The organism is Corynebacterium sp. HMSC036D02, assembly GCF_001836165.1.
GTDB lineage: Bacteria > Actinomycetota > Actinomycetes > Mycobacteriales > Mycobacteriaceae > Corynebacterium.
On record NZ_KV827705.1, the window covers coordinates 76,548 to 102,935 of the forward strand.

The 26,388-nt window shown below is 63.7% G+C and carries 18 protein-coding genes; 9 read left to right on the top strand and 9 right to left on the bottom strand.

What is annotated here, in order from left to right:
• Positions 1-118: 118 nt before the first annotated feature.
• Positions 119-949, bottom strand: a complete 831-nt coding sequence (locus tag HMPREF2743_RS10435; RefSeq protein ID WP_070818777.1) for a hypothetical protein — start codon at positions 947-949, stop codon at positions 119-121.
• Between the two features lie 9 nt (positions 950-958).
• Positions 959-1,888, bottom strand: a complete 930-nt coding sequence (locus HMPREF2743_RS10440) for a Ppx/GppA family phosphatase (protein ID WP_012714802.1) — start codon at positions 1,886-1,888, stop codon at positions 959-961.
• 33 nt (positions 1,889-1,921) lie between these two features.
• On the opposite strand from HMPREF2743_RS10440, the gene HMPREF2743_RS10445 reads away from it, so the two are divergent.
• The gene (locus tag HMPREF2743_RS10445; protein WP_070645773.1) at positions 1,922-2,803 is read left to right on the top strand and encodes a DUF3109 family protein; all 882 of its coding nucleotides are present in this window, start codon (positions 1,922-1,924) and stop codon (positions 2,801-2,803) included.
• On the opposite strand, the gene HMPREF2743_RS10450 is transcribed toward HMPREF2743_RS10445, so the two are convergent.
• The 4 genes from HMPREF2743_RS10450 to mshA form a co-directional block, all read right to left on the bottom strand.
• The gene (locus tag HMPREF2743_RS10450; RefSeq protein ID WP_070443947.1) at positions 2,800-3,498 is read right to left on the bottom strand and encodes a response regulator transcription factor; all 699 of its coding nucleotides are present in this window, start codon (positions 3,496-3,498) and stop codon (positions 2,800-2,802) included. The two genes, HMPREF2743_RS10445 and HMPREF2743_RS10450, sit on opposite strands and share 4 nt — an antisense overlap.
• Positions 3,495-4,760, bottom strand: a complete 1,266-nt coding sequence (locus HMPREF2743_RS10455; protein WP_070443950.1) for a sensor histidine kinase — start codon at positions 4,758-4,760, stop codon at positions 3,495-3,497. Before HMPREF2743_RS10455 ends, HMPREF2743_RS10450 begins: the two co-directional genes overlap by 4 nt.
• Before the next feature lie 75 nt (positions 4,761-4,835).
• Entirely contained in the window at positions 4,836-5,585 is a 750-nt protein-coding gene (locus tag HMPREF2743_RS10460) for a phosphoglyceromutase (protein ID WP_070645831.1), read from the bottom strand.
• Positions 5,586-5,674: 89 nt separating this feature from the next.
• The gene (gene mshA / locus HMPREF2743_RS10465) at positions 5,675-6,940 is read right to left on the bottom strand and encodes a D-inositol-3-phosphate glycosyltransferase (protein WP_070818778.1); all 1,266 of its coding nucleotides are present in this window, start codon (positions 6,938-6,940) and stop codon (positions 5,675-5,677) included.
• A gap of 76 nt (positions 6,941-7,016) precedes the next feature.
• Here mshA and HMPREF2743_RS10470 point away from each other — a divergent pair, with 76 nt between their 5' ends.
• Positions 7,017-8,729 (top strand): long-chain-fatty-acid--CoA ligase, encoded by a 1,713-nt coding sequence (locus tag HMPREF2743_RS10470; RefSeq protein WP_070526132.1) that lies wholly within the window; start codon positions 7,017-7,019, stop codon positions 8,727-8,729.
• A 190-nt stretch (positions 8,730-8,919) separates the two neighbouring features.
• Positions 8,920-10,659, top strand: coding sequence for a long-chain-fatty-acid--CoA ligase (locus HMPREF2743_RS10475; RefSeq protein WP_070818779.1), 1,740 nt, complete (start codon positions 8,920-8,922; stop codon positions 10,657-10,659).
• Here the strand turns inward: HMPREF2743_RS10475 and HMPREF2743_RS10480 are convergent.
• Positions 10,656-11,582 (bottom strand): hypothetical protein, encoded by a 927-nt coding sequence (locus HMPREF2743_RS10480; protein ID WP_070818780.1) that lies wholly within the window; start codon positions 11,580-11,582, stop codon positions 10,656-10,658. The two genes, HMPREF2743_RS10475 and HMPREF2743_RS10480, sit on opposite strands and share 4 nt — an antisense overlap.
• A 368-nt stretch (positions 11,583-11,950) precedes the next feature.
• On the opposite strand from HMPREF2743_RS10480, the gene HMPREF2743_RS10485 reads away from it, so the two are divergent.
• Positions 11,951-20,866 carry a type I polyketide synthase gene (locus HMPREF2743_RS10485; protein WP_070818781.1) on the top strand — a complete coding sequence of 2,972 codons (8,916 nt, stop codon included), beginning with the start codon at positions 11,951-11,953 and terminating at the stop codon, positions 20,864-20,866.
• Positions 20,867-21,032: 166 nt separating this feature from the next.
• Positions 21,033-21,236: a hypothetical protein gene (locus tag HMPREF2743_RS10490; protein WP_070526139.1), complete on the top strand. Its 204-nt coding sequence runs from the start codon at positions 21,033-21,035 to the stop codon at positions 21,234-21,236.
• Positions 21,237-21,311: 75 nt separating this feature from the next.
• Here the strand turns inward: HMPREF2743_RS10490 and HMPREF2743_RS10495 are convergent, their stop codons facing one another.
• Positions 21,312-22,466 carry a YihY/virulence factor BrkB family protein gene (locus tag HMPREF2743_RS10495; protein ID WP_070526140.1) on the bottom strand — a complete coding sequence of 385 codons (1,155 nt, stop codon included), beginning with the start codon at positions 22,464-22,466 and terminating at the stop codon, positions 21,312-21,314.
• Positions 22,467-22,580: 114 nt separating this feature from the next.
• Between HMPREF2743_RS10495 and HMPREF2743_RS10500 the strand changes: the two genes are divergently transcribed.
• Positions 22,581-23,057 (top strand): S-ribosylhomocysteine lyase, encoded by a 477-nt coding sequence (locus tag HMPREF2743_RS10500; RefSeq protein ID WP_070526142.1) that lies wholly within the window; start codon positions 22,581-22,583, stop codon positions 23,055-23,057.
• A 23-nt stretch (positions 23,058-23,080) separates the two neighbouring features.
• Here the strand turns inward: HMPREF2743_RS10500 and HMPREF2743_RS10505 are convergent, their stop codons facing one another.
• Positions 23,081-24,196 carry a UDP-N-acetylmuramate dehydrogenase gene (locus tag HMPREF2743_RS10505; RefSeq protein WP_070526144.1) on the bottom strand — a complete coding sequence of 372 codons (1,116 nt, stop codon included), beginning with the start codon at positions 24,194-24,196 and terminating at the stop codon, positions 23,081-23,083.
• 24 nt (positions 24,197-24,220) lie between these two features.
• Here HMPREF2743_RS10505 and HMPREF2743_RS10510 point away from each other — a divergent pair, with 24 nt between their 5' ends.
• The 3 genes from HMPREF2743_RS10510 to HMPREF2743_RS10520 are packed head-to-tail and all read left to right on the top strand — an operon-like array spanning position 24,221 to position 26,367.
• The gene (locus tag HMPREF2743_RS10510) at positions 24,221-24,712 is read left to right on the top strand and encodes a DUF2505 domain-containing protein (protein ID WP_070526146.1); all 492 of its coding nucleotides are present in this window, start codon (positions 24,221-24,223) and stop codon (positions 24,710-24,712) included.
• Positions 24,713-24,739: 27 nt separating this feature from the next.
• The gene (locus tag HMPREF2743_RS10515; RefSeq protein ID WP_070526149.1) at positions 24,740-25,549 is read left to right on the top strand and encodes a class I SAM-dependent methyltransferase; all 810 of its coding nucleotides are present in this window, start codon (positions 24,740-24,742) and stop codon (positions 25,547-25,549) included.
• Between the two features lie 23 nt (positions 25,550-25,572).
• The gene (locus tag HMPREF2743_RS10520; protein ID WP_070526151.1) at positions 25,573-26,367 is read left to right on the top strand and encodes an LmeA family phospholipid-binding protein; all 795 of its coding nucleotides are present in this window, start codon (positions 25,573-25,575) and stop codon (positions 26,365-26,367) included.
• The last annotated feature ends 21 nt before the right edge of the window (positions 26,368-26,388 follow it).

A 26,388-nucleotide genomic window follows, 5' to 3' on the forward strand; every position in this document is an offset into this window, starting at 1 on the left:
GCCACCAAGCAAGAGCGCTGCCTGCGATCTGAGCTGCTGCCTCACTGACCCCGCGCATGCATAAGGCATCTGTCTTTTGACAGATGCCTTATGAGAAGGTGCCCTGTGGAGCTGGTTCTTACATCACCACGAGGAGCGGGCCGAAGGTCAGCACTAGGCCGGCCACGGCTGCAAGGAACATGGAGAGACCATCGCGGCTGGTGCGCAGTGCGTGGACGATGCCGACGATGACGCCGGTGACAACCACACCAAGCACCAGGACAACGAGGCGGTCGAAGCGATCCCAGAGGATCTCGAAGCCCTTGAACACGATGGCGCCGAGCACGATGCCCACGAGGGCGAGCAGGACGACGGCGAAGGGGTTGAGCTTGTCCTCGTCCTCCTCGTCGTCATAGTCGTCGTATTCTTCAACGTCGTGGTCGACTGCCTCGAGCTCACCCGTGGTGAAGGTGTCCTCGGCAGCGTCCTGTGGCTTCTCATCGACCGGTGCGGCGGTCTTTGCTTCAGGCTTGGTGGCCGTCTTTACCTCAGGCTTTTCAGCTTCCTTTGCATCAGACTTCTGCTCAGGCTTGTCCTCGGTCTTCTTCTTTGGCTCGTCCTTGACCTTTTGGATGACGCGGGTGTCATCATCAGAGGGCTTCTCCGCAGGAACGGCGGCAGCCTGAGCCTTGTCGTCGGCCTTCTTGTCTGCCTTCTTTGGAGCCTCTTCCTTGCTCTCCTTCTTCGGCGCAGGAATCACCGGGGCCGTCTCATCGATGGAGACGTTCGAGTGTTTTGCCTCAGCCGGGGTTGCCTTGACCTTTTCGAGATTGCCGGTCAGCTCCGCAACTGAGATGCCGCCTTCATCGAGGCTCCGGCGACGGCGGCGCGGGGTCTTCTCCTCGCCGGGTCGGTCCTTCGCGTTACGGGCCAGCAGCTCCGCAACTGTCAACTGTTTCTTGTCAGCCACGTTTCTTTCCTATTCCAGTCCCTTATCGGTACGGCGCAAAATGACACCTTCTCGGAGAGCCCAGGGGCAGATCTCCAGCTTTTCGATTCCCAGGGCACGCATGCTCGCCTCCGCCACTAAAGCACCGGCGACGATCTGATGCGATCGGGTAGAACTTACACCCTCAAGGTCCGCCCTGTCAGCTGCAGTCATACGGGAGATGAAGGAAATCAGCTGACGCAAACCCGGCGCCGTAAGGGTGCGTTTGACGTAGGGACCCGCAGACGAGGGCGCAGCACCGGTCAAACGGGCCAGCGTGCGGAATGTTTTCGAGGTTCCCACGGCCAATCCCGCAGGGCCCAGGGCGCGCATCTTATCGGCCACGCCGACCAGTTCCGCGTCAATGTAATCCCGCAGCAAATTTACCTTGGACTTCTGCGGAGGATCGGTATCAAACCAATTATGAGTCAGGCGGCCAGCTCCCAAGTCGAGGGAGAAAGCCATTTCCGGATGCTCATCGGTACCGGTGGACAGCTCCAGCGAACCGCCACCGATATCGAGGTTGGTGATGCGGCCAGCGGACCAGCCATACCACCGGCGGGCGGCGAGGAAGGTCAAACGCGCTTCCTCCTCGCCCGACAAGATTTCTAGGCGGACGCCGGTTTGCTTCTCAACTTCATCGAGAACCTTGGCCGAGTTCGTGGCCGAGCGCACGGCGGAGGTAGCAAAAGCGATGAATTCATCACAACCCAGCTTCTGGCCCAGCTCAGCGGCCTCACCCACGGCGGAGATGAGCTTCTTCATGCCCTTCTCGTGGATGTTGCCGTCCTTGTCTAGCTGTTCCACCAGACGCAGCGGGGTCTTCCAATCGCTCATCGGCGAAGGCCGCCCACCGGTTGCGGCGTCGACCGCAACGAGGTGGACGGTATTACTTCCGACGTCTAATACACCTAATCGCACGCCTCTAGAGTAGTAGGTCTACCGTGGGTAGGTGTGAATCGCCCGAAATCGAATGAAGTTTACCTGGGTTTTCCCGCCTCCTCCCCGGCGGCGGCGTCCATCTTGGCCGGCCGCGAAAAGGCCCCCGACTTCCCCAGAGAGTGGTTTGAATTTACGGATCCAAACGATCCACTCCACATCTTTTCCATCGACCTGACCTGGCTCGAATCGCACTATGCCTGCCAGTTTGGGACGGAGAGGTGCCACGGCATCGATAAGCAGCAGCCCGATGTCGGCTGCTGCGTGCACGGCGCCTACATGGCTGATGAGACGGATCGGGAGCAGCTTCGCGACGCCGTCGCGCGCATGCCCGCCCGCTTCTGGCAGCACCGCCCTGCGGGGGTAGATGAGTTCCTGGAGCACGGAGAACCTGAGGAGTTGGAGCCCTGGCTGGAGTGGGATGAGCTCGACGGCGATGATGGCGAGCCGGAACCGGCCCTGAAGACGCCGCTTGTCGACGGCGCCTGCATCTTTGCCAACCGCGCCGGCTGGCCCACGGGCGCGGGCTGCGCTATCCACCAATGGGCGCTCGAGGCGGGTGAGGAACTCACCGTGGTCAAGCCCGAGGTGTGCTGGCAGCTGCCGATTCGCCGGCACGAGGACTATGAGGAGCGCCCCGACGGGGAGGAAATCCTGCGCACCACTATCGGCGAATATGACCGCCGCGGGTGGGGTAACGGCGGAGAGGACTTTGATTGGTATTGCTCGGCAGATCCCTCCTGCCACATCGCGGAAGAACCGCTGTGGAAGTCGCAGAAAACCGAGCTGATCGCGCTACTCGGAGAGGAGTGCTACGACATCCTGGCCACACACTGCGAGGCCCGGGCACGGTCCGGAGTCGAGTTCCCGCGGCACCCGGCTGACCCCCGCGTTTAAGCCTCGAACTTATAGCCCAGGCCGCGCACCGTCACGAGCTGCTGTGGGCGGGAAGGTTCGGCCTCAATCTTGGAGCGGAGGCGCTTGACGTGAACATCGAGGGTCTTGGTATCGCCCACATAATCCGCTCCCCAGATGCGGTCAATGAGTTGGCCGCGAGTCAGTACACGTCCGGCGTTGCGCAGTAGGTATTCGAGGAGGTCAAACTCCTTGAGCGGCATGGATACCGGCTCGCCGGCCACGAGAACGGTGTGGCGCTCCACATCCATGCGCACGCGGCCGCCTTCCAGGATTTGCTCGTCGGGCTCCTCCTCAGCGTGCTCGGAGGAGACATCTTGGCCACGGCGCAGCACAGCGCGGATGCGGGCGATGAGCTCGCGGGAGGAATAAGGCTTAGTCACATAGTCATCCGCGCCGAGCTCCAGGCCCACAACCTTGTCAATCTCCGAGTCGCGCGCGGTCACCATAATCACCGGCACAGAAGACGTCGTGCGCAATTGCTTGCAGACGTCCGTTCCAGACATTCCCGGCAGCATGAGGTCCAGCAGGACGATGTCTACGTTATGTGCCGCAAACTGTTCGAGCGCGCTGGGCCCGTCGGGGGCAAGGAGAACGTCGAATCCCTCCTTTCGGAGGAGGAAGGCGAGGGGATCGGCCAGCGACTCTTCATCTTCAACGATGAGGATGGTGGTCATTGCGCTTTATCCTTTCGACGAGCTGCTACACGCGCCACAGCGCGCTGCAAACCAGGGGCGGCAGAGCTGACGGCTCCGTCTTCTATATTATCCCGGTTAATAAGATTATCCGCTGGCTTCTCTTCGGCGTATATAGGGAGCTCGATAGTAAACGTCGAGCCAGTTCCGGGGCGTGACCACAGCTTGATATTGCCGCCGTGATTAGCCACGACGTGCTTCACAATGGCCAAGCCAAGGCCAGTCCCGCCGGTCTGCCTGGAGCGTGCCTTATCCACGCGGAAGAAGCGCTCAAATACCCGCTTCTGGTCTTCCGGAGCAATGCCGATGCCGCGGTCCGTGACTCGGATGTGCACGACCTTCCCGCCGACGACCTTCTGCGTCACCGATACCGGAAGCTCATCCGGCGAATAGTGGATGGCGTTGGAGATCAAGTTTGAGATCGCCGTAACCAGGAGGGATTTATCTCCCATGACGTGAACACCTGCGGATTCGCCGCGGGTGAGCTGGTTGTGGTGGGAATCGGCGGCGAGCTGGTTGCGGGTGATGGCCTCATCGATGACGTCATCGAGGTCAAGCGGCTCCATTTCTGGCAGCGCCTCCGCACCTTGCAGCTTGGACAGGGAAATGAGCTCGCTGACCATCTCGGCCATGCGAGCGGCTTCCTTTTGCACCCTGCTGCCGAAGTACTCGACATGCTCGGGATCCCCCGTGTCTTCGAGGAGGGCCTCGGCTAACAGGGCGATGCCGCCGACTGGGGTCTTCAGTTCGTGCGACACGTTAGCCACGAAGTCACGGCGGGCAGATTCCATGCGCACCGATTCGGACTCGTCGGTGCCGTAGACGATGACGAAGCGATCGTCGTTCAGCGTCAGCGGCTGAACCACCGCGCGTACCTGAATCACGCGGTTACCCGTGCGCCGCTTGGGAATGGCAAGGTCCAGCGTTCGAGTCTCCTTATCGTCGAAGACCTCCTCCGCGACCTTCCAAATATCGGGGTTCACGGCACGGTCGTGCACCATCGACATTTGATGGGACGCAGGGTTGGAAAAGATGACCTCTTTGTCGCGCGAGAGCACCGTCATACCGGCCGGCGAGCCCGCCACGGCGAGATGCAGGACCTGGCTCACACTGGTGACCTGGTTGGCGTCCGCATCGCGGACGCGGCGGCGCTCCATGCGTTCACGGAACCGAGCCAGCACCGGAATGGCCAGACCACAGGCCACCACGCCGGCAAGAAAAGCTAAAACCAGTTCCACAATCATTCACGCCCCTACAAAGAATCCCCAAGGAGTATATGCTCCCTGGGGATTGTGCGCAGCACGCAGCTTGCTCGGTGTTTAGTTCTTTCCACCCTGAGCGGCCACGGCGGCAGCACCGGCAGCAGCAGCTTCCGGATCGAGGTAGGTGCCGCCCGGGTTCACCACGGAGCCGTCCTCGGTGATCTCGTAGACCAGCGGGATACCAGTTGGAATATTAAGGCCGGCAATCTCCTCATCGGAGATCTGATCCAGGTGCTTGACCAGCGCGCGCAGGGAGTTGCCGTGTGCGGCGATGAGAACGGTCTCACCCTTCTTGGCGCGCGGGAGGATCTCCTCCTCGAAATAAGGAACGAAGCGCTCGACGACATCCTTCAGGCACTCGGTACGCGGAACCTGATCCAGGTTGGCGTAGCGCGGGTCACCGGCCTGGGAGTACTCGGCGCCATCCTCCAGCTCCGGCGGCGGGGTGCCGTAAGAACGGCGCCATGCCATGAACTGCTCCTCACCGTACTTATCCTTGGTCTCTGCCTTGTTGAGGCCCTGCAGGGCGCCGTAGTGGCGCTCGTTGAGGCGCCAGTCGCGCACGACCGGGATCCAGTGGCGGTCCGCAGCGTTGAGCGCAATATTGGCGGTGCGGATGGCACGGCGCAGCAGGGAGGTGTAGACGATATTCGGCAAGATGCCCTGTTCCTTGAGCAGCTCGCCGCCACGCTTGGCCTCGCCCTCACCCTTGGCGGTGAGGTTGACATCAACCCAACCGGTGAACTGGTTGGACTCGTTCCATTCGGACTGTCCGTGTCGAAGTAGAATCAGCTTTCCGTTACTCATAAACACCAGCATGCCACGTTTTTCGGCGGCTCGCCTGTGAACCCGAGCACATCACCCCTAAGTGTGGGTTTATGCCCATTTATGTGGGATTAGTATCCGATTGCCCGGCGCGCATGACAGTCCGGAATCTCGATACTCATCGCATCGGCATAAATATTCTCCAGCTGGGTGGCGGCCGCTGCCCAACTGAACTGCTGGGCGTGATCGACGGCGGCTTCGCCCATGGCGATGCGGCGGGGGTCGTCGTCAAGCAACTGCTCTAGCGCGTCAGCCCAATCCTGCGCCGAATGGGAGTGAACGAGCAAGCCCGTGTCACCATCCGCGACGGCAATAGGCAAGCCGCCGACGGCCGCTGCCACCACGGGCGTTCCGGAGGCCTGCGCTTCCATGACTACCAGCCCGAAAGACTCGTTATAGCTGGGCACCGCGACGATATCCGCGGCTTGATAGATGGCCACGAGCTCCTGCGGCGGGCGCGGGCTCAGGAAGCGCACGACGCGCTCCACCCCCAGCTCACGAGCGAGGTTGTGGTAGGCATCCGGCGAGGAATTCGCCCCAGAGGCACCGCCACAGATGATCACGCGCAGGCGACGATCCGGATCGCGCTCCATCAGCTCCGCGGCGGCGCGGATGAGCACGTCGGGGCCCTTGAACTTTTGCAGGCGACCCACAAAGGCCACGACTTTGGTGTGCAGCGGGATGCCCAGCTGGCGGCGGGCGCGCTCCGTCATACGGTCTGTACCCGGGGTATACAGCTCGGTATCTGCACCCGGGGAGACCACGACGATATTCTCCGGCGAGGCGTCGTAATGCTCGATCAGATCGCGGGTTTCCTGGGCGGTGTTGACCACCAGGATGTCGGCGTTATCCACCAGTTGCTGCTCGCAAATGCGGCGGGCTTCGGTTTCCGGGGTGTCATCGAGCGTGCGGTGCACGTTCTTCACCGCGGCCAGCGTGTGTGCGGTGTGGACAAGAGGGACGTCCCAAAGGTCACGCAGCAGCCAGCCCACCTGGCCGGAGAGCCAGTAGTGGGAGTGGATAACGTCATACTCCACCTCAAAACAGCGCGCGAAGTTGAAGATGCCGCCCGTGAACGCGGCCAGCTGCGTGGACAGTTCCTCCTTGCTGAGGCCTTCATAGGGTCCCGCCACAATATTGATGACGCGCAGGCGCTCCTCGACGTCCACCACTTCCCCCTGACTGGGGCGCGTGGCGCGAGTGAAAATATCGACCTCTACGCCGAGGCGCGCGAGCTGGCGGGCAGTGTTAAGAACATAGACATTCATGCCGCCCGCGTCCCCGGAACCGGGCTGTTCAAGGGGCGAGGTGTGCATGGAAATCATCGCGATGCGCATAATTTTCCAGTGTATCCCGAAACGAGCCGCGTTATACTGGCCCGTACCTCAACCTACGCGACCGAAAGGTGAATCGATGTCGGCATACGAGTCCAAGGCGTGGCTCCAGTACTACCCGGAGTGGACCCCGCACAGCTTGGAGTACGGGGACACCACGCTTCTCGACGTTTACGACAACAACCTCGCGCTCCACCCCGACAAGCCGGCAACCTACTTCTTCGGCCGCACGCAGACCTATGCCGAGTTGGACAAGCAGGTTCGCCGCGCAGCCGCCGGCCTTCGCGCCTTCGGCGTGCGCCCGGGAGACCGCGTTGCCATCGTCGCCCCCAACTGCCCGCAGTTCATCTCTGCTTTCTGGGCCGTGCTTAAGCTGGGCGCCATCGCGGTGCTGCACAACCCGCTCTACACCGCTCACGAGCTGGAGGGTCTGTTTAAGAACCACGGCGCGCGAATCGCCATCGCGTGGGATAAGACGGCCTCCACGTTGGAGAAGCTGCGCCCGACGACCTCCCTGGAGACCGTCGTCTCCATCAACATGATCAACGCGATGCCGACTCCGCAGCGCCTGGCCCTGCGCCTGCCTATTCCGCCGTTGAAGTCCAAGCGCGATCAGCTCACCGCCCCAGCTCCGAATACGGTGCCGTGGGAATCCCTCGTGGGCAACGCGATCGGTGGCGATGGTTCCGATGTCATCACCCCGGAGGAAGTCACCAAGGACACCACCGCGCTCATCCTGTACACCTCCGGCACCACCGGCAGCCCCAAGGGCGCGGAGCTGACCCACGGCAACCTCTTCTCCAATATCTTGATGGGCAAGCACTGGGTACCGGGCCTGGGCGATTCCCCTGAGCGCATGCTCGCCGCACTCCCCTTCTTCCACGCCTACGGCCTGACCATGAATGCCCTCTTGGCTCCGCTCATCGCCAGCGAGCTGGTTCTGCTTCCGAGCCCGCAGATGCCGCTCATCATGGACCTGATGAAGAAGCACACCCCGACCTGGGTGCCGGGCGTGCCAACTCTGTACGAGCGCATCGTGGCGAAGGCGGAAGAAAACGACGTCTCCCTCGACGGCGTGCGCGCGGCTTTCTCCGGCGCGTCCACCCTGCCAGTCAATACCGTGGAGAAGTGGGAGAAGTACACCGGCGGCATGCTCGTGGAGGGCTATGGCCTTACGGAGTGCTCGCCGATTATCGTGGGCAACCCCATGAACGATGATCGCCGCCCCGGCTACGTGGGATTCCCTTTCCCGGACACGGAGATTCGCATCGCTAACCCGGATAACCTGGATGAAACCATGCCCGATGGCCAGGAGGGCGAAGTTCTCGCCCGCGGCCCACAGGTTTTCAAGGGTTACTTCGGCGATGAGGAAGCCACTAAGAAGGCCTTCCACAATGGCTGGTTCCGTACGGGTGATATGGGCGTGATGGAAGAGGACGGTTTCATCCGTCTGGTCAGCCGCATCAAGGAAATCATCATCACCGGCGGCTTCAACGTCTACCCGGGCGAGGTTGAGGAAACGTTGCTGGACCACCCAGACGTCGCGGAGGCCGCCGTTGTGGGCCGCCCGCGTTCGGACGGCTCCGAGGACGTCGTGGCCTGCATCGTGCTGAACGACGGCGCCGCGCTCGACCCCGAGGGCCTCAAGGACTACTGCCGCGAGCGCCTGACCCGCTACAAGGTGCCGCGCACCTTCTACCACTTTGAGAAGCTGGCCACCGACCAGCTGGGCAAGATTCGTCGCCGCGAAGTACAGGCGGATCTGCTCGAGCGCCTGAACGCGGAGAAGTAAGCAGAGAGATAGCACTCCATAACCCCGGAGCGATCCCTGCGTGATAGACGCACATCGCCGGGGTTATTGATTTATGTCGAAAAGATTTCGTTACTTTAAGCAACTTTGCTAAGATTTTCGAGACTTCTGTCACAGATTGGTTATACTGTTCCCAACATAACAAGTTTGACCACCTAAGGAGTTCGCGAAGATGACCGGATCCCCTGCCCAGGCCCCCTCCGCCTTTGAGACGAAAGCCTGGCTCCAGTATTACCCTGAGTGGACTAAACCCAATCTGGATTACGGCACCGAAACGCTTCTGGACTCCTACCGAGAAACCGTGGAGGAATTCGGCGAAAGACCCGCCACGTGGTTCTTTGGCCACCAGATGACCTACCGCGAACTCGATACCCACGTGCGCGCCGCCGCGGCGGGTCTCAAGGCCTTCGGCATCCGTCCCGGCGATCGCGTCGCCGTGGCGCTGCCCAACTGCCCCCAGCACGTGGCGGTCTTCTACGCCATCTTAAAGTTGGGGGCGACCGTCGTGGAGCATAACCCGCTCTACACCGCGGCTGAGCTCGAGCCCCTCTTCCAGGATCACGCCGCCCGCGTTGCCGTGGTCTGGGATAAGGCGAGCCCGGTCTTCGAGGAGTTGCGTGATTCCACGCCGCTCGAAACGATCGTCACGGTCAACATGATTGAGGCCATGCCGCGCCCCAAGCAGCTACTGCTTCGCTTGCCGCTTCCCATCATCAAGGACAAGCGGGCCGAGCTTTCAGTTCCCGCCCCCAACACCGTTCCGTGGAACGTGCTCACTGGGCGCGCCATCGGCGGGCAGGGCCAGAAGCTCGAAGATGCCAAGGTCAACCGCGAAGATACCGCGCTAATCCTGTACACCTCCGGAACCACCGGCAGGCCCAAGGGTGCGGAGCTGACCCACTCCAACCTGTATTGCAACATGAAGATGGCGGAAGCGTGGGTGCCCGAATTGGGCAAGAAGCCCGAGCGCATGCTCGCCGCCCTCCCCCTCTTCCACGTCTATGGCCTCACCCTCATCGCCGCCCTCGGCGTACACATTGGCGGCGAGCTGGTCCTCACCCCAGCGCCTAAGGTGCCGCTGCTCCTCGACATCATGAAGAAGCGCCTCCCCACCTGGATGCCGGGCGTGCCCACGATCTATTCCAAGGTTATGGAGGCGGCCAAGGAACAGAACATCGATCTCGACGGCATCGGGAACAGCCTCTCGGGTGCAGCAGCGCTACCGGCAGACATCGTGGAGGAATGGGAGACGCTGACCGGCGGCCTACTCGTGGAGGGCTATGGACTCACGGAAACCTCGCCGATCGTAGCCGCGAACCCGCTCAACAAGAACCGCCGCCCCGGCTATATCGGTATCCCCTTCCCGGATACCGAGGTGCGCATCGGCAACCCAGACAATCTCAGCGAGACCCAGCCGGATGGCACCGCGGGCGAGCTTCTCGTACGCGGCCCGCAGGTGTTCAAGGGTTATTTCAACATGCCGGAGGCCACCGAGCAGTCCTTCCACGAAGGGTGGTACCGCACGGGTGACATGGCGATCATGGAATCCGATGGCTTCATCAAGATCGTCTCCCGTATCAAAGAGATGATCATTACCGGCGGCTTCAATGTGTACCCGGCCGAGGTGGAAGACGTTATCCGCCAGCACCCGGATGTCACCAACGTGGCCATCGTCGGCCGCCCGCGCGCGGATGGCTCCGAGGATGTCGTGGCCTGCATCATCCTGGAGGATGGCGCGGTGCTCGATCCGGAGGGTCTCAAGGACTACTGCCGCGAGCGCCTGACCCGCTACAAGGTGCCGCGCACCTTCTACCACTTCGAGCACCTAGCCTCCGACCAGCTGGGCAAGGTCCGCCGCCGCGAAGTGCAGAAGGACCTGCTGAAACTGCTCGGCGAAGAGGCTCCTGCCTAAGCCGCGCGGTCCATATAGCGCATCACGCGCGTGGGGTTGAAGGTTCGGTAGAACTCTTCACCAGCACCGACAAGCTGGCTCACCAACGTGCTAAGCTGCCAATCCAGCTGCTCATCGGTGTAGCCCCACTTCGTGGGAATGCGGGCCGTGGTCACCAGGACGAGGTCCTGCTCTTCGGCGCCATCGAGGTTCACCGCCTCAATGCGCGCGGAGTAAACATACTGATTGTCATTCATAAACTCGGCCCAGCGCACGAGCGCATCAAGGTCGCACACACAACGGCCGGAGGGCGTGACGAGGCTGAGCTCAATGCCCCCGGAGCCATCACGAGCGGTTTCAATAGTGATCGCGTGTTCATTAATAAGGATGCTCACGGCTCCATTCCGGTGGTCCACCACGTGAACGGGCGTGCCGATCATCGCCAGGCGCGTAGCTCGCTCGTGGACCCGCCACATCCCCACTACTGAAACACCATAAGCTTCACTGAAATAGTGGGGAGAGACCGGCTTGATCCCGGCCCCTTTGCGCGGCTTCGAGGGATGCTCCGGAAACTGCTCATCCAGGCGCGCGAAGACCGCCGACATTTCTGCCGCATAGCCCGCAATAATGCTTTTGAGCTGAGCATTCGTGGCCGTCGACGGCAGATAAGGCGGTGCGAAGATCCGCAGGTGGGTATGCATAGCGGAGCTTCCACAGGACTCGGCCACGAGGCTGCCGGAGATCCCGCCGCCGTTGAGATCGTTGACCTCCATGCGCAAAGGCTGCCGGTCTGGGTCGAAGCACACCGCGCCACCCCAATACCCGAGCACGCAGAGGCCGCCCATCTCCTCGTTGACGTCGACGCTTAAGAATCCGCCGGCGATTTTGATGGTGGGCAAGCCGGTGGAGGAATCTTCCTCCAGCTTTCCGGCCAGCTTGGTCATGGTTTTGATAACTCGGCTTTTGCTAATCCGAGCCGGTGTCTTGGTTGTTTTCTTAGTTGCTGATTGAGACATAGTCCCCCCTTATTTTTCTTTTTCCTGCTGCGCGAGCCGATGCTGAGCCACCCCTGCTCCTCCCCGAGCCGTTGCAGTGAGGCCAAGAATACAAAAGGTTGCGCAATTTCGCGCGGCTGGACCCTAAAGAGTGCACCCGCGCCCAAACGTGAGAAAAACCTCACATTTTCCGCGCGGGAGGCCGCTTTGCGCGAAAGCTTCGACTACGGTGGCACATCATGATTGTTCTGTAGGGCTAACTAATTCTGCCCGCAGCTCTTCATAAAACCGTTCCCCATCAGCTCAAAAGAGGAAAGATGCCTGTTACTATGCTGCATTCCATGCCCCGCCCGGCCGTACTTTTCGCCGGACAAGGCTCCGATTGGCAGGGTTTCATCACCACCGCCGCGCAGTCTGCCGCCACTGCTGACACCCTGCGCGAGACCCTCGCCCAGGCACGCAGCCTCACCGGCCCCGCCGCACGCACCATCGCCTCCGCGTGCCCCGGCGCGCTCGAGCGCCTCGAGCAGCTCATTGCTGGTTCCACCGAGTCCACTTCCCTCGACGCCCTGCCGGCGGTCTCCGTCCCCGGCATCGTCCTGGGCCAGATCGCCGCCATCGAGCAACTGCGTGACATGGGCGTCGACATCGACGAGCGCGCTGGGCATTCGCAGGGAAGTTTGGGCGCGTTGGCCGTCGACAAGCCAGCAGAAGCCCTCGCCCTGGCCATCCTGATGGGGACCGCCGCCAGTGCGGTCAACGGCTCCGATCCGCGCTCGCAGATGCTGTCCGTCCGTGGCCTGGAGCGCGGCTTCGTCACTGAGCACCTGCACGGCACCGCCGCCATCGCTGTGGTCAACGGCCGCCGCCACTTCGTACTGTCCGGCAGCCCGGAGGACCTGGCTGCCACCCGCACCGCCATCGAGGAGGCCGTCAAGAGCTTCAACGCCGAGCTGGAGAAGCGTACCGTCGGCGGCGATGAGCTCAGCCCGCGCTTTGACGAGCTGCCCGTGGCTCTTCCTTTCCACAACCCGGTGCTAGCGCCGGCCGCCGAGCGCACCGTGGCGCTGGCTCAGAAGTGCGAACTCGACGTGGATGAGGCCCGCGCGCAGGCCGAAGCCATCCTGGTCAACGAACATGATTGGCCGGCCACGCTGGCCGCGCTCAACTCGGAGCACCTCATTGTTCTCGACCGTGCGCTGACCAACCTCACCCGCCGCGTGGTGGAAGGCACGGGAGTCACAGTGGTCTCGGCCGCCACCCCGCAGGAGCTCGATGCACTGGCGACGCCGGGCACTGAACTGCCCAAGGCCCTGAACTACGCCGACTTCGCCCCGCGCACCATCGAGCTTCCCAATGGCCGCACCTATACCCAGACCCGCTTCTCCGATCTCACGGGTCTATCCCCCATCATGCTGGGCGGCATGACGCCGACCTCCGCTGATGGTGAGATCGTCGCCGCGGCGGCGAACGCCGGGCACTGGACGGAGATGGCCGGCGGCGGCATGTACTCCGATGAGGTCTTCCGCGCCCACCTGGCCACAATGGAGCAGCACCTGCGCCCCGGCCGCACGGCGCAGTTCAACACCATGTTCTTTGACCGCTTCCTGTGGAACCTGCACTTCGGCCAGGCGCGCATCGTGCCCAAGGCCCGCGCGGCCGGTGCGGCTTTCAACGGCGTGTGCATCTCCGCCGGTATCCCGGAGGTAGAGGAGGCCGGCGAGCTGCTGGACCGCCTCCACGCCGACGGTTTCCCCTTCATCTCCTTCAAGCCCGGCACCGCAAAGCAGATCCGGGATGTCCTGGCCATCGCCACGGCCTACCCGGAGGACCGCATCATCATGCAGGTCGAGGACGGCCACGCCGGCGGCCACCACTCCTGGGTCAACCTGGATGACATGCTGCTGGATACCTACGCCGAAATCCGCCAGCACCCCAACGTCTACCTGGCAGTCGGCGGCGGCATCGCCTCCCCGGATCGCGCCACCTCCTACCTCCCCGGTGAGTGGGCGAAGAAGCACGCTATGCCCGCCATGCCTGTCGACGCCGTCTTCCTCGGCACCGTCGCCATGGCCACCAAGGAAGCCAAGGCCACCGATTCGGTGAAGGACCTGCTGGTCAACACCACCGGTATCAGCCCAGAGCAGAACGACGGCTGGGTAGGTCGCGGCACCGGTGCGAACGGCGTAGCATCCTCGCAGTCCCACCTTTTGGCGGATATCCACGACCTGGATAATTCCTTCGCGGCGGCCTCACGCCTGATTACTTCCCTGAGCATCGAGGAGTACCCGGCACACCGCCAGGAAATCATCGACGCCCTGGCCAAGACCTGCAAGCCCTACTTCGGCGATGTCGAGTCCATGACCTACGCGGAGTGGCTGGAGCGCTTCGTGGAGCTGGCCCACCCGTTCGTGGATCCCAGCTGGGATGATCGCTTCTTCGATCTCCTGCACCGCGTCGAAGCCCGCCTGAACCCGGCGGATCACGGCCAGATTGCAACTCTCTTCACCAGCATTGAGGATGTTCACGATGCGCCGCAGGCAGTGGCCAAGCTGCTGGCTGAGTACCCCGCCGCGCGCAACACCGAGGTCTCCGCGCGCGATGCTGCCTGGTGGATTTCCCTGCACTACAAGCACGTCAAGCCCATGCCGTGGGTGCCCGCCATCGATGGTGATCTCAAGAGCTGGTTTGGCAAGGACACCCTCTGGCAGGCCCAGGATGAGCGCTATACCGCCGACCAGGTGCGCATCATCCCCGGCCCCGTGGCCGTGGCCGGCATTACCAAGAAGAACGAACCGGTGGCAGACCTGCTTGCCCGCTTCGAGCAGGCCACCACGGATGCGCTGCTAGAGCAGGGCTCGACTCCGCAGAAGGCCTTCTCCCGCCTGAATTCCGCCGCCGATGAGGCCGCGTTCCTGCGTACTTCTCCTACTCTGCTGTGGCACGGCCACCTCATGGCCAACCCGGCTTATGAGATGGATGACAACGCCTTCGACCTGCGCCAGGATGCCGAGGGCAACTGGGAGATCGTTATCACGGCCGACTCCTACTGGGATGATCTGCCGGAGGAGCAGCGCCCCTTCTACGTCCGCGAGGTCACCGTCCCGGTGGACCTGCCGGAGGATGTGGCCACGGGTGGCTCCCCGGTGGTCTCCGAGGAGCGCCTGCCGAACTCCGTCTTCACCCTCCTGGAGGGCCTTGCTGGTGTCGGCTCCACGGCGGAGCAGGGCGATGAAATCACGAAGATGCCCACCGTCGAGTCCGGCTACTCCTTCCACTTCCCTGCTTCGCTGCTCTCCGCACACAGCGCGGTGACCTGCGGCGATACTGCAGCCGAGAAAGCCGGCACCCCTGACGTTCTGGTCGGCCCGTGCTGGCCGGCCATCTACGCCGCGCTTGGCTCCGGCCGCCTGGAGGATGGCTACCCCGTCATCGAAGGTCTGCTCAACGCGGTGCACCTGGACCACGTCATCGACGTGCGCGTGCCGCTGGAGCAGCTTGCCGACGGCCGCCAGATCGACGTCACCTCCTCCTGCACCGCCATCGAGGAATCCGTCTCCGGGCGCATCGTCACGGTGGAGCTCGAACTCAAGGATCACGCCTCCGGCGACATTGTGGCCACGCAGATGCACCGCTTTGCCATCCGCGGCCGCGCCACCGGCACCGCCGCGCCGAGCCAGGCACCGGAGTGGGGCGGCGGCAAGTCCGCCACCAAGGTGGTGCCGACCCCGCGCTCCTTCGTCGACCGCGCCACCGTCACCGCCCCGCAGGACATGACTCCCTTCGCGCTGGTCTCCGGCGACTATAACCCGATTCACACCTCCTATAACGCGGCCCAGCTGGTCAACCTGCAGGCACCGCTGGTGCACGGCATGTGGCTCTCGGCCGCTGCACAGCAGGTGGCCGGACGCCACGGCCGCGTGGTGGGCTGGACCTACTCCATGTACGGCATGGTGCAGCTGGGCGATGACATCGAGGTCACCGTCGAGCGCGTCGGCCGCAAGGGCATCCACCAGGCCCTCGAGGTCACCTGCCGCATCGACGGCGAGGTGGTCTCCCGCGGCCAGGCCCTGCTTGCCGCGCCGACCACGGCTTATGTCTACCCCGGCCAGGGCATCCAGGCCGAAGGTATGGGCAAGGGCGACCGCCAGGCCTCCCCGGCAGCGCGCGAGGCGTGGCGCCGTGCCGATGCGCATACCCGCGAGAACCTGGGCTTTAGTATCCAGAAGATCATCGATGAGAACCCGACGGAACTCACCGTTCGCGGCACCACCTTCCGCCACCCGCAGGGCGTGCTGCACCTGACCCAGTTCACGCAGGTGGCCCTGGCCGTGGTGGCCTATGCTCAGACCGAGCGCCTGCGCGCTGAGGACGCCTTGGCCCCGACCTCCTACTTCGCCGGCCACTCCCTGGGCGAGTACACGGCACTGGCCTCGTTGGCGAATATCTTTGACCTCGAGGGTGTCATCGACATCGTCTACTCCCGCGGCTCCGCCATGGGCAGCCTGGTTCCGCGCGATGCGGAGGGCAACTCCGAATACGCCATGGCGGCGCTGCGCCCGAACATGGCCGGCATCGACGGCGACAACGTCGACGCCTGGGTGGCTGAGGTCTCAGAAAGCACCGGCGAGTTCCTGGAGATTGTTAACTACAACATCCGCGGCCAGCAGTACTCCGTCGCGGGCACCAAGAAGGGGCTCAAGGCCCTGGTGGACAAGGCCAATGCCATCGCCCCGCGCGCGGCCGTCATGGTCCCGGGCATCGATGTTCCTTTCCACTCCCGCGTGCTGCGCGAGGGCGTTCCGGCCTTCGCTGAGAAGCTCGATGAGCTGCTGCCTCAGGAGCTGGACCTGGATGCCCTGGTAGGCCGCTATATCCCGAACCTGGTAGCCCGCCCCTTCGAGCTCACCCAAGACTTCGTCGATGCCGTGGCCCCGCTGGCGCCCTCCGGCAAGCTGGACGGGCTGAAGGTGGAGGATCTCTCCGAGCACGAGCTCGCCCGCCTGCTGCTCATCGAGCTGCTGTCCTGGCAGTTCGCTTCGCCGGTGCGCTGGATTGAGACCCAGGAGCTCCTCTTCGGAAAGGTCGAGCAGATCATCGAGGTCGGCTTGGCTTCTTCCCCGACGCTGACCAACCTGGCTTCCCGCTCGCTGGCCGTCGCCGGCATCCCGGAAGGCACCATCCGCGTGCTCAACGTGGAGCGCGACCAGGAGCAGGTCATGCTTGCCGACGTCTCCGAAGCCCCCGCCGCCGAACCCGCTGCGGAATCCGAGGCCGAAGAGGCACCGCAGGCCAATGACGCACCAACCGAGGCTACCGAGGCTCCGGCTGCCGCCGCGCCGGCTGCCGCACCTACCGCCGCAGCTGCCTCCAGCGACGCCCCCGAGCTGCGCTTCGACGCAGCAGAGGCCATCATGGTGCTCTTCGCCTTCCAGAACAAGATCCGCGTGGACCAGATCACGGACTCCGACACCGTGGAGGAGCTGACCAACGGCGTATCCTCGCGCCGCAACCAGCTGCTCATGGACATGTCCGCGGAAATCGGCGTGCCCGCCATCGATGGCGCCGCCGATGCCGACGTGGCCACGCTGCGCGAGAAGGTCGCCACCGCCGCCCCGGGCTACTCCGCTTTCGGCCCGGTACTGGGTGAGGCCGTCGGCGCGCGCCTGCGCCAGCTCTTCGGCGCTGCGGGCCTCAAGCCCACCGCCGTGGCGGACTATGTCACCGGTACCTGGGGACTGCCCGAGTCCTGGGTTGCCCACGTCGAGGCGGAGATCCTGCTCGGCTCCCGCGAGGAGGACTCGGTGCGCGGCGGCTCGCTGAGCACCGTACCGGCGAGTGCAACCTCCAAGTCCGCGGCGCACGAGCTGATCGACGCCGCCGTCCAGGCCGTCGCCGCTACCCACGGTGCGTCCGTATCCAAGGGCGCGGCCGCCGGTGGTGCAGGTGGCGGTGCCATGGTGGACTCCGCTGCGCTCAATGCCTTCGCCGAGACCGTCACCGGTGAGAACGGCGTGCTGGCTACGGCCGCCCGCCAGGTTCTCTCCCAGCTCGGCCTGGACTCCGAGCCGGAGCTCATCGAAGCCCCTGATACCACCGTCATCGATGCCGTCGAGGCAGAGCTCGGCTCCGGCTGGCTCAAGTCCGTCACGCCTTCCTTCGATGCCAACAAGGCCGTGCTTTTCGACGACTCCTGGGCCATCGCCCGCGAGCGCCTCGCCCGCCTGGCACTGGGCCAGGCCGAGTACACGGTGGACAGCTTCCGCGGTGCCGGCGAGGACCTGGCGCGTCAGGCCCGCTGGTGGAAGCGCGAGGACATCGCCAAGGCCGCCGTGGACACCACGCCCGGCGCGTTCGCCGATGAGGTCGCCCTGGTCACGGGCGCTGCCCCCGGTTCCATCGCCACCGCGCTGGTGGAGCGCCTGCTGGAGGGTGGCGCGACCGTCATCATGACCGCCTCCCGCGTCAGCCAGGCCCGCAAGGAATTCGCGCGCACGCTCTACGCCGAGCACGGCGCTGCCGGTTCCGCCCTGTGGCTGGTCCCGGCGAACCTGTCGAGCTTCCGCGATATTGACGCGCTCATCGACTGGATCGGCTCCGAGCAGCGCGAGTCGGTGGGCAACGAGGTCAAGATCCTCAAGCCAGCGCTGACCCCGACGCTGGCCTTCCCCTTCGCCGCGCCGAGCGTGTCCGGCTCGCTGGCGGATGCCTCCGGCACCACCGAGACGCAGGCCCGCCTGCTGCTGTGGTCCGTCGAGCGCACCATCGCGGGGCTGGCAAGGCTGAGCCAGGAGGACGTGGACAAGCGCTGCCACGTTGTCCTTCCGGGCTCGCCCAACCGCGGCACCTTCGGCGGCGACGGCGCCTACGGCGAGGTCAAGGCGGCACTCGATGCCATCCTCAATAAGTGGAAGGTCGAGGCCGGCTGGCCGCAGGGTGTCACCCTGGCACAGGCCAAGATCGGCTGGGTTGCCGGCACGCACCTCATGGGCGGCAACGATGGGCTGGTGCCCGCCGCTGAGAAGGCCGGCATCAAGGTGTGGAGCCCGGAGGAGATTTCCGCCGAGCTCATGGACCTGGCCAGCGCCGACTCGCGCGAGCAGGCAGCTCACGCGCCGGTGGAGAAGGACCTCACCGGCGGCCTGGAGGGCTTCTCCCTCAAGGAGCTTGCTGCCGGTGCGGAGCCGACTGACGTCGTTCCGCACGAAGATATAGAAGCCCCCGCGACCATCACCGCGCTGCCCAACCAGGTGCAGGCAGTACAACCTGGGCTGGAGGAAGAAGTCGGCCAGGTCACCACGGACCTGAAGGACATGGTGGTCATCGCCGGCATCGGCGAGGTCTCCTCGTGGGGCTCCGGCCGCACGCGCTTCGAGGCCGAGTATGGCCTGCAGCGTGATGGTTCCGCGGAGCTGACCGCCGCCGGTGTGCTGGAGCTGGCCTGGATGACCGGGCTGGTGGAATGGCGCGAGGACCCGCACCCGGGCTGGTTCGTCGTGGAAAACGACGAAGAGATCGCCGAAGAGGACATCTTCGACCGCTTCCGCGATGAGGTCGTCGCGCGCTGTGGCATCCGCACGCTGACGGATAAGTATCACCTCACCGACCGCGGCTCCATCGATCTGACCACCGTCTTCCTGGATCGCGACGTCACCTTCACCGTGGATTCGGAGGCCACCGCCCGCGATATTCAGGACGCGGACCCGGAGTTCGTCAGCATCGTCGAGGAGGATGGCGAATGGCAGGTCACCCGCCGCAAGGGTGCCACCGTCAAGGTGCCGCGCAAGGCCACGCTCACCCGCACCGTCGCCGCCCAGATGCCGGATGACTTCGACGCCGCCAAGTGGGGAATCCCGGAGCACATGCTCGATTCCTTGGACCGCATGGCGGTGTGGAACCTGGTCAGCGCGGTGGATGCCTTCACCCAGGCCGGCTTCTCCCCGGCGGAGCTGCTGCGCTCCATCCATCCGGGTCAGGTGGCCACCACGCAGGGCACCGGTATCGGTGGCATGGAGTCCCTGCACAAGGTCTTCGTCACCCGCTTCCTCGGTGAGGAGCGCCCGTCCGACATCCTGCAGGAGGCCCTGCCCAACGTCATCGCGGCGCACACCATGCAGTCCCTCGTGGGCGGCTATGGTTCCATGATTCACCCCATCGGCGCCTGCGCTACTGCGGCGGTCTCGATTGAGGAGGCCGTGGACAAGATTGCCCTGGGCAAGGCCGATGTGGTCGTGGCCGGCGGCATCGACGATGTCCAGGTGGAATCCCTCCAGGGCTTCGGCGACATGAACGCCACCGCGGAGACCGCGAAGATGACCGCCAAGGGGATTGATGATCGCTTCATCTCCCGCGCCAACGACCGCCGCCGCGGCGGCTTCCTCGAAGGCGAGGGCGGCGGCACGGTCCTGCTAGTTCGCGCCTCACTAGCAGCCGATTTAGGGCTGCCGGTGCTCGCGGTGGTCGCGCACGCTGCCTCTTATGGCGACGGCGCCCACACCTCCATCCCGGCCCCTGGCCTGGGTGCGCTGGGTGCTGGCCGCGGCCGGGAGAACTCCCGCCTGGCGCGCTCGCTGCGCGGTCTGGGCCTCACACCCAACGACGTCAGTGTCCTGTCCAAGCACGACACCTCCACCAACGCCAACGACCCCAACGAGTCGGAGCTGCACTCCCTGCTGTGGCCGGCGATTGGCCGCGATGAGGATCAGCCGATGTTCGTCATCTCCCAGAAGACGCTCACCGGGCACTCCAAGGCGGGTGCCGCGCTCTTCCAAACCGGCGGCATCATCGACGTCTTCCGCACGCACCGCATCCCGGCGAACGTGTCCCTGGACTGCGTCGACCCGCTCATCGCACCGAAGGCGCCGAACCTGGTGTGGCTGCGCTCCCCGCTGGACCTCGCTGCGGCGGGCCACAGCGTGAAGGCCGCCGCACTGACCTCGCTCGGCTTCGGCCACGTCAGCGCGCTCATCGTCTACGCCCACCCCGGTGTGTTCGAACAGGCAGTGTCCCAGCAGCGCGGGGCGGACGCCGCCACGCAATGGCGTGAGCGCGCCGAGCAACGCCTGCGCGCTGGCCGCGCCCACTTCGAGGCCGGCATGCTGGGCCGCGCCCCGCTCTTCGAGGTCATCGAGGGCCGCCGCCTCCCGGCACGCGACGCCAAGGCCGCCGAGATTGCCATGCTTCTCGACGACTCCGCGCGCCTCACCGAGGACGGCACCTACCCCTCCGCCTAAGGCGCAGATCCCCTAACAACAAGCCCTAAGAACAAGCCGAGGACGTCCGCTCAGAAGCGGGCCTCCTCGGCTTCTTTTCTGCCTGCACCCTTCGCCTCGTGATAGTTTTTTCGCATAAGGCACCGTTTACTTAATTGCGAGACTTCCACGAACCAGAGGACGAAGCATGGATATTGAAAAATTCCTCATGACAGCGGTCGGCGTGCTCAGCGTGATTTCCCTTGCCGGTTGGCTCTTCGCTGATTACGAGTGGTCAACCAGGGCCACAACGGTGATGGGGTTTGGGTTCCTAGTCTCAGCACTCCTCAATAAAAGCAGGCAAGACAAAGCTTCTAGCCACCGCCGGGTAGCTGAAGAATCTGCGCAGTAACCGCCCAGCTTCACAACTGCCCTATCTGCCAAACTTAGCGCCGATCCATGCAACGCGAGGGCAAGGTTTTGTCAACTAGGCGCGTTCTTCCATTGCTTCCTCTGGAAGCTCATCCTGCGCCTGCCGCGCGTTATCTGAAATCTCACGCGCCCTCTGCTCCAAGCTCTCCTGGGCGCGGGCCTGGGCTTGAGAGGAGCTATCGGAACGCGGCGGAGCTTGGATGAAACGCTCGGAGTGCAATCCCAGCTGCAGCTCCTTAGCGCGCAGCACCTCGGCATCAATCTTGATGCCGACGATGAGCACCGTGTTCATCAACCACGTGGCCACGAAGACCGCCATGACGGTACTCAATGCACCATAGGCAGTGGCCGCAGCGAGGTACTTCAGGTAGAGGCCTACCAAGCCCCACGACGCGACCGTGCCTACGAGCGCCACCACGGAGCCATAGGTAATCCATCTAAAGCGCCCGGGCCGCACGTTGGGGCTGAAGTGATAAAGCACCGCGATGAGCGTGAGCACCACAACCACAGTGACTGGGAAGCGCAGCCAGTTCCACACCGGGAGGAAGATTCGCACCAAGTACGTGGCAGCATCCTCCAGTCCTACAGTGCGTGCAAGCGGAATCAGCCCCTCATTAAGAACTGCATCACGCAGCAAGTTGGCAAAGAGCACGATCACCGCGCCGACCACAATGACTGCTGTCAGCCCCCACATCAGCGCCCACGTGCGGATGATGCCACGACCCTCCACCCGGCCGTACACGGTATTGGCTGTCCGCGAGAAGGCCCGCACATATGCCGACGCTGAAAACAGCGAAATAGCCAGCGAGATGATCAGTGCCAACGTGCCCTGCGCGCTGGAGCCGATAATCGTGCCGACGACCGTATGGGCTTGCTCAGAAAGCGAACCGGGGACGTACTGCTCAATGAACTCAGAAGTCAGCTGCTCCACTTCCGCTTGGCGGGAGGAGAAGATAAGCGTGGCGATGGAATAGGCAGCCAGCACCGTGGGCGCAAAAGCCATGAGCGTGAAGTAGGTCATCCCGGCGGCACGGTCCATGAAGGCATCGTGGAAGAAGTCATTCCACGTGCGGCGGATGACCAGCCCCCAGCTCTCCTTGCGCAGGCGATTACCTTTGGCGAGGGGGTTGCGCTCATCATCGTGTCCCTGGACCTCCAGGACGGTCGGGCCCTTAAACGGCACGATGGTCTCCGGCTCCTCGGCCGGCATAGCGTTGCCTCGGGTCTCCTCTTCGCTCATATCTGACCAGCGTATGCGGCACAGCCCGCATTCAGGGGAAGGACACTCAGGCCACAGGCCAAGCCGTGGTTACACTGGGGAGGCATGACTGAGAAGAACACCGAGAACAAAATCAACGTAAAGTCCTTCGAGCTCGATCACCGGCTTGTCGACGCCCCCTATATCCGAGTCGCCGACCGCACCGACCTGGGCGGCGGGGTCGAGATTATCAAGTATGACCTGCGCTTCTGCCAGCCCAACAAAGAGCACCTCGGTACCGAAGCCCTGCACTCGGTCGAGCACATGATGGCCAACTTCATGCGTAACTACACCGACAAGCTCATTGGTTTTGCCCCGATGGGCTGCCGTACCGGCTTCTACGCCATCACCAACGGCATGGAGCAGGATGAGCTGCTCAGTGCCGTCGAGGGCGCGCTCAATGACATCCTCAACGCCACCGAGGTTCCCGCCGCCAACGAGGTGCAGTGCGGCTGGGGCGCCCACCACTCACTCGAGGGCGCACAGGAGGCCGCACGCGATTTCCTCGCGGCCAAGGATGAGTGGCTTAACGTCATGGCCTAGCCGCTCAGCCACTCCACTTCTTCTTAAATGCTCACGCCCAGCCAGATGGGCTCCGGCTCCAGAGTCACGCCGAAGGCCTTCTGAACCCCGGCGCGGATGTCGCGGGCCAGCGCAACGATATCGTCCGCAGTGGCCTCACCGCGGTTGGTCAGCGCCAGAGTGTGCTTGGTGGACAGCGTTGCCTTCGCACCCGATTCTTCACCCGGGTAGCCCTTGGCAAAGCCGGCTCGCTCGATGAGCCACGCGGCGGAGAGCTTTTCCTTTTCTTCTCCAGATGCGGTGGATGGCACCGCATGTCGGGGCATGCGGTCCGCATCCTCGTCGCCGCGGGCGGCGCGGACTGCTTCCTGGATGGAATCTGCAAGCGCGGGCTCCACGATGGGGTTGGTGAAGAAGGAGCCGGCAGACCAGGTGTCGTGGTCTTCTGGGTCAAGCACCATGCCCTTGCCGCGGCGCAGCTTCAGTACTTCCTCGCGGACGTCGGCCACGGGGCGGCGCTCACCGGGGTTCTGAGTGAGCTGGCCAAAGCGCAAGGGCTTGGACAGGCCGTCGGTGGTCAGCTGGAGCTCAATAGCCAGCACCACGCCGCGCCCGGTGAACTTCAGGTTGGAATAACGGTAGGCCAGCTCCAATTCTTCCGCCGGTACCCACTGTGCGGTCCGGGTGGCGCGCTCGTAGAGATATACCTGCGTGAGGACATCGGAGGTCTCCGCGCCATAAGCGCCGACGTTCTGTACCGGCACGGCACCCGCATTGCCCGGGATCCCGGAAAGGCACTCGATGCCGCCCAGGCCGCAGTCCACGGTCAGGGCCACCACGTCATCCCACACCGCGCCCGCATCAGCGCGCACGAGTCCGTTGGCCACGGTGACGTCAATATCCTCAAAATCGAGGATGACCACCACGACATCCAGCTGGCCTTCCGCCACCACAAGGTTGGAGCCGCCGCCGACGACGAGGTAGTCCTGCGAGGACTCGTCAAGCGCTGCCAACGCAGCAATGGCGGCCTCAGCGCTGGCGCAGCGCACCGTCACCAGCGGGGCGCCACCGATGCGCAGCGTCGTGAGATCAGCGAAGGTGGTCTCGGAATCCAGAGTGACTCCGTCAATGTCAGCGAGGGTCAGGAATTTATCTAGCACGTCTACCAAGGTAGTCTGTAACTCATGTCAACCCGTAGCGAAAACACCGTTATCATCAACCAGCCCATCGATAAGGTGCACAAGGCACTGACCACTCAGGAGTACTGGGACTTCATCGTGGCCAAGCTGTCCCCGGAACCGGGTACCGTGCACGAGTTCACCGGCAACACCGCTGTGCTCTACGAAATTCTTCCGACCTCCCTCCTTCCGGAGGCCGTTCGCGCCATGGTCTCCCAGGACCTGAAGGAAAAGCGCACCGTGACCATCGGCGAGTTGGTCGACGATCAGATTTCCGTCTCCTTCACCGCTGACGTCAAGGGCACCCCGGTCGACTTCAAGGGTGACATCACCTACAAGGCCCAGGATGAGACCACCGTTCTGGATTACGTCACCGAGGTTTCCGTCAACATCCCGATGATGGGCGCTGCCATCGAGCCGAAGGTCGCTGAGGCCCTGCAGGAGCTCTACACCAACGAGGGCAAGCTCACCGAAGAGTGGATCTCCAACAACCTCTAAACAACTCCCTACACCACAGTTGTTGCCATGGCCGATCACGCGCATAACCTGAAAGCTCAGGAAAGCGCTGGTCGGCCTTTTGGCGTTATTACCCGCGGCACCACCAATCCCAACCGCCTGCGCCGCTGCGATCGCTGGATGGTGGCGCACCCGGAGATCTCTTCGCTGCTGCGCTCCACGGATGATCCGCTGGCTCTCGACGTCGGCTACGGCGCTTCCCACACCACCACGGTGGAGTGGGCCGGCTGGCTGCGCAGCGTTAACCCGAACACTCGGGTGACGGGTCTGGAGATTTCCCCCGAGCGCGTGCTGCCGCCGCGCGATGGCGTCACCTTTGAGCTCGGCGGCTTTGAGCTCGCTGGCTACCGCCCGCAGCTGGTGCGGGCCTTCAACGTGCTGCGCCAGTACGACGTCGACCAGGTGGAGAAGGCCTGGGAGACGGTGACCTCGCGCCTGGCACCCGGCGGCTTCTTCGTGGAGGGAACCTGCGACGAGCTGGGGCGCAGGGCGGCCTGGGTGCTTCTCAGCGCCGCCGGTCCGCGCACGCTGACCCTCGCCTGGGATCCCTTCGACGTTGCGCGCCCCAGCGATATCGCGGAGCGCCTGCCCAAGATCCTCATCCACCGCAACGTGCCGGGCGAGCCGATCCACGAGCTCTTGCAGGCAGCGGACGCTGCCTGGGACCGTGCCGCCGGCTGGTCTCCTTATGGCCCGCGAGTGCGCTGGCGCATGGCGCGCGAAGAACTCCGGCAATCAGTGCCCATCCATCCGGTGAACCGCCGCCTGCGGGATAACGTGCTCACAGTGGATTGGGACCTCGTAGTTGGCCAACTTTAAACCCGTGCGCCACACTAGTAGTCATGGCTTCTTCTAAATCTCCCGCCTCAACGGCCTGGAAAATTTTCATCGGCGTACTGGTGACGCTCCTGCTCATCATCTTGGTAGCTGAGCTCGGCATACGCTGGTTCTTGGGCTCGCAAATGAAGAGCGAATTCACCCAGTCCGCCAAGGAACAAGGCGTGGAGACCTCCGAGGAACCGGAGGTGAGCTTTGGTGCCAGCCCCATGGTCTTTGGCTTGCTCAACGGCAAGATTCCGCAGATGGATATGAAGACCCCGTCCACGCTGAAGATTGAGGGCACCACTATCACCGGCCAGCCGGCCGCTGATATCCATGTCGAAGACATGACGCTGTCCCAGGAACCAGTCGCGGGCACTCTGCGGGCCTCGACGACGGTGCCGGATCAATTCCTGCTCGCCAGCTTCCAAAAGGCCATTGCTGAGCAGTCTGGCTATGACGCTTTGGGCAACCTCGTGGTCACCGCGATTACCGCCAACGATGCCGAGGATGACCTCGACGTTGAGTTTGCCGGCGGCCTGGCCACGCTTTCGCTCAAGCCGGAGGCTCGCGATGGCAAGCTCGCCATCGATGCGAAGGAAGCATCGCTCTTCGGCTTCGACCTGCCGGAGCAAGCTACCTCCGCGATTTCGAATGCCTTGGCCGAAGGCATGGAGGAACAGCTCGCAGGCCAGCAGCTGACCTTTGAGTCCGTGGACGTCGGCGCTGGCGAGCTCACCTTGACCCTCATTGGCCACGACGTTCCAATGAGCGAGCTCGATTCCGCCACCGCACCAGCACAGGCACCGGCCAACTAAGAACCGAAAAACTAAAACAGA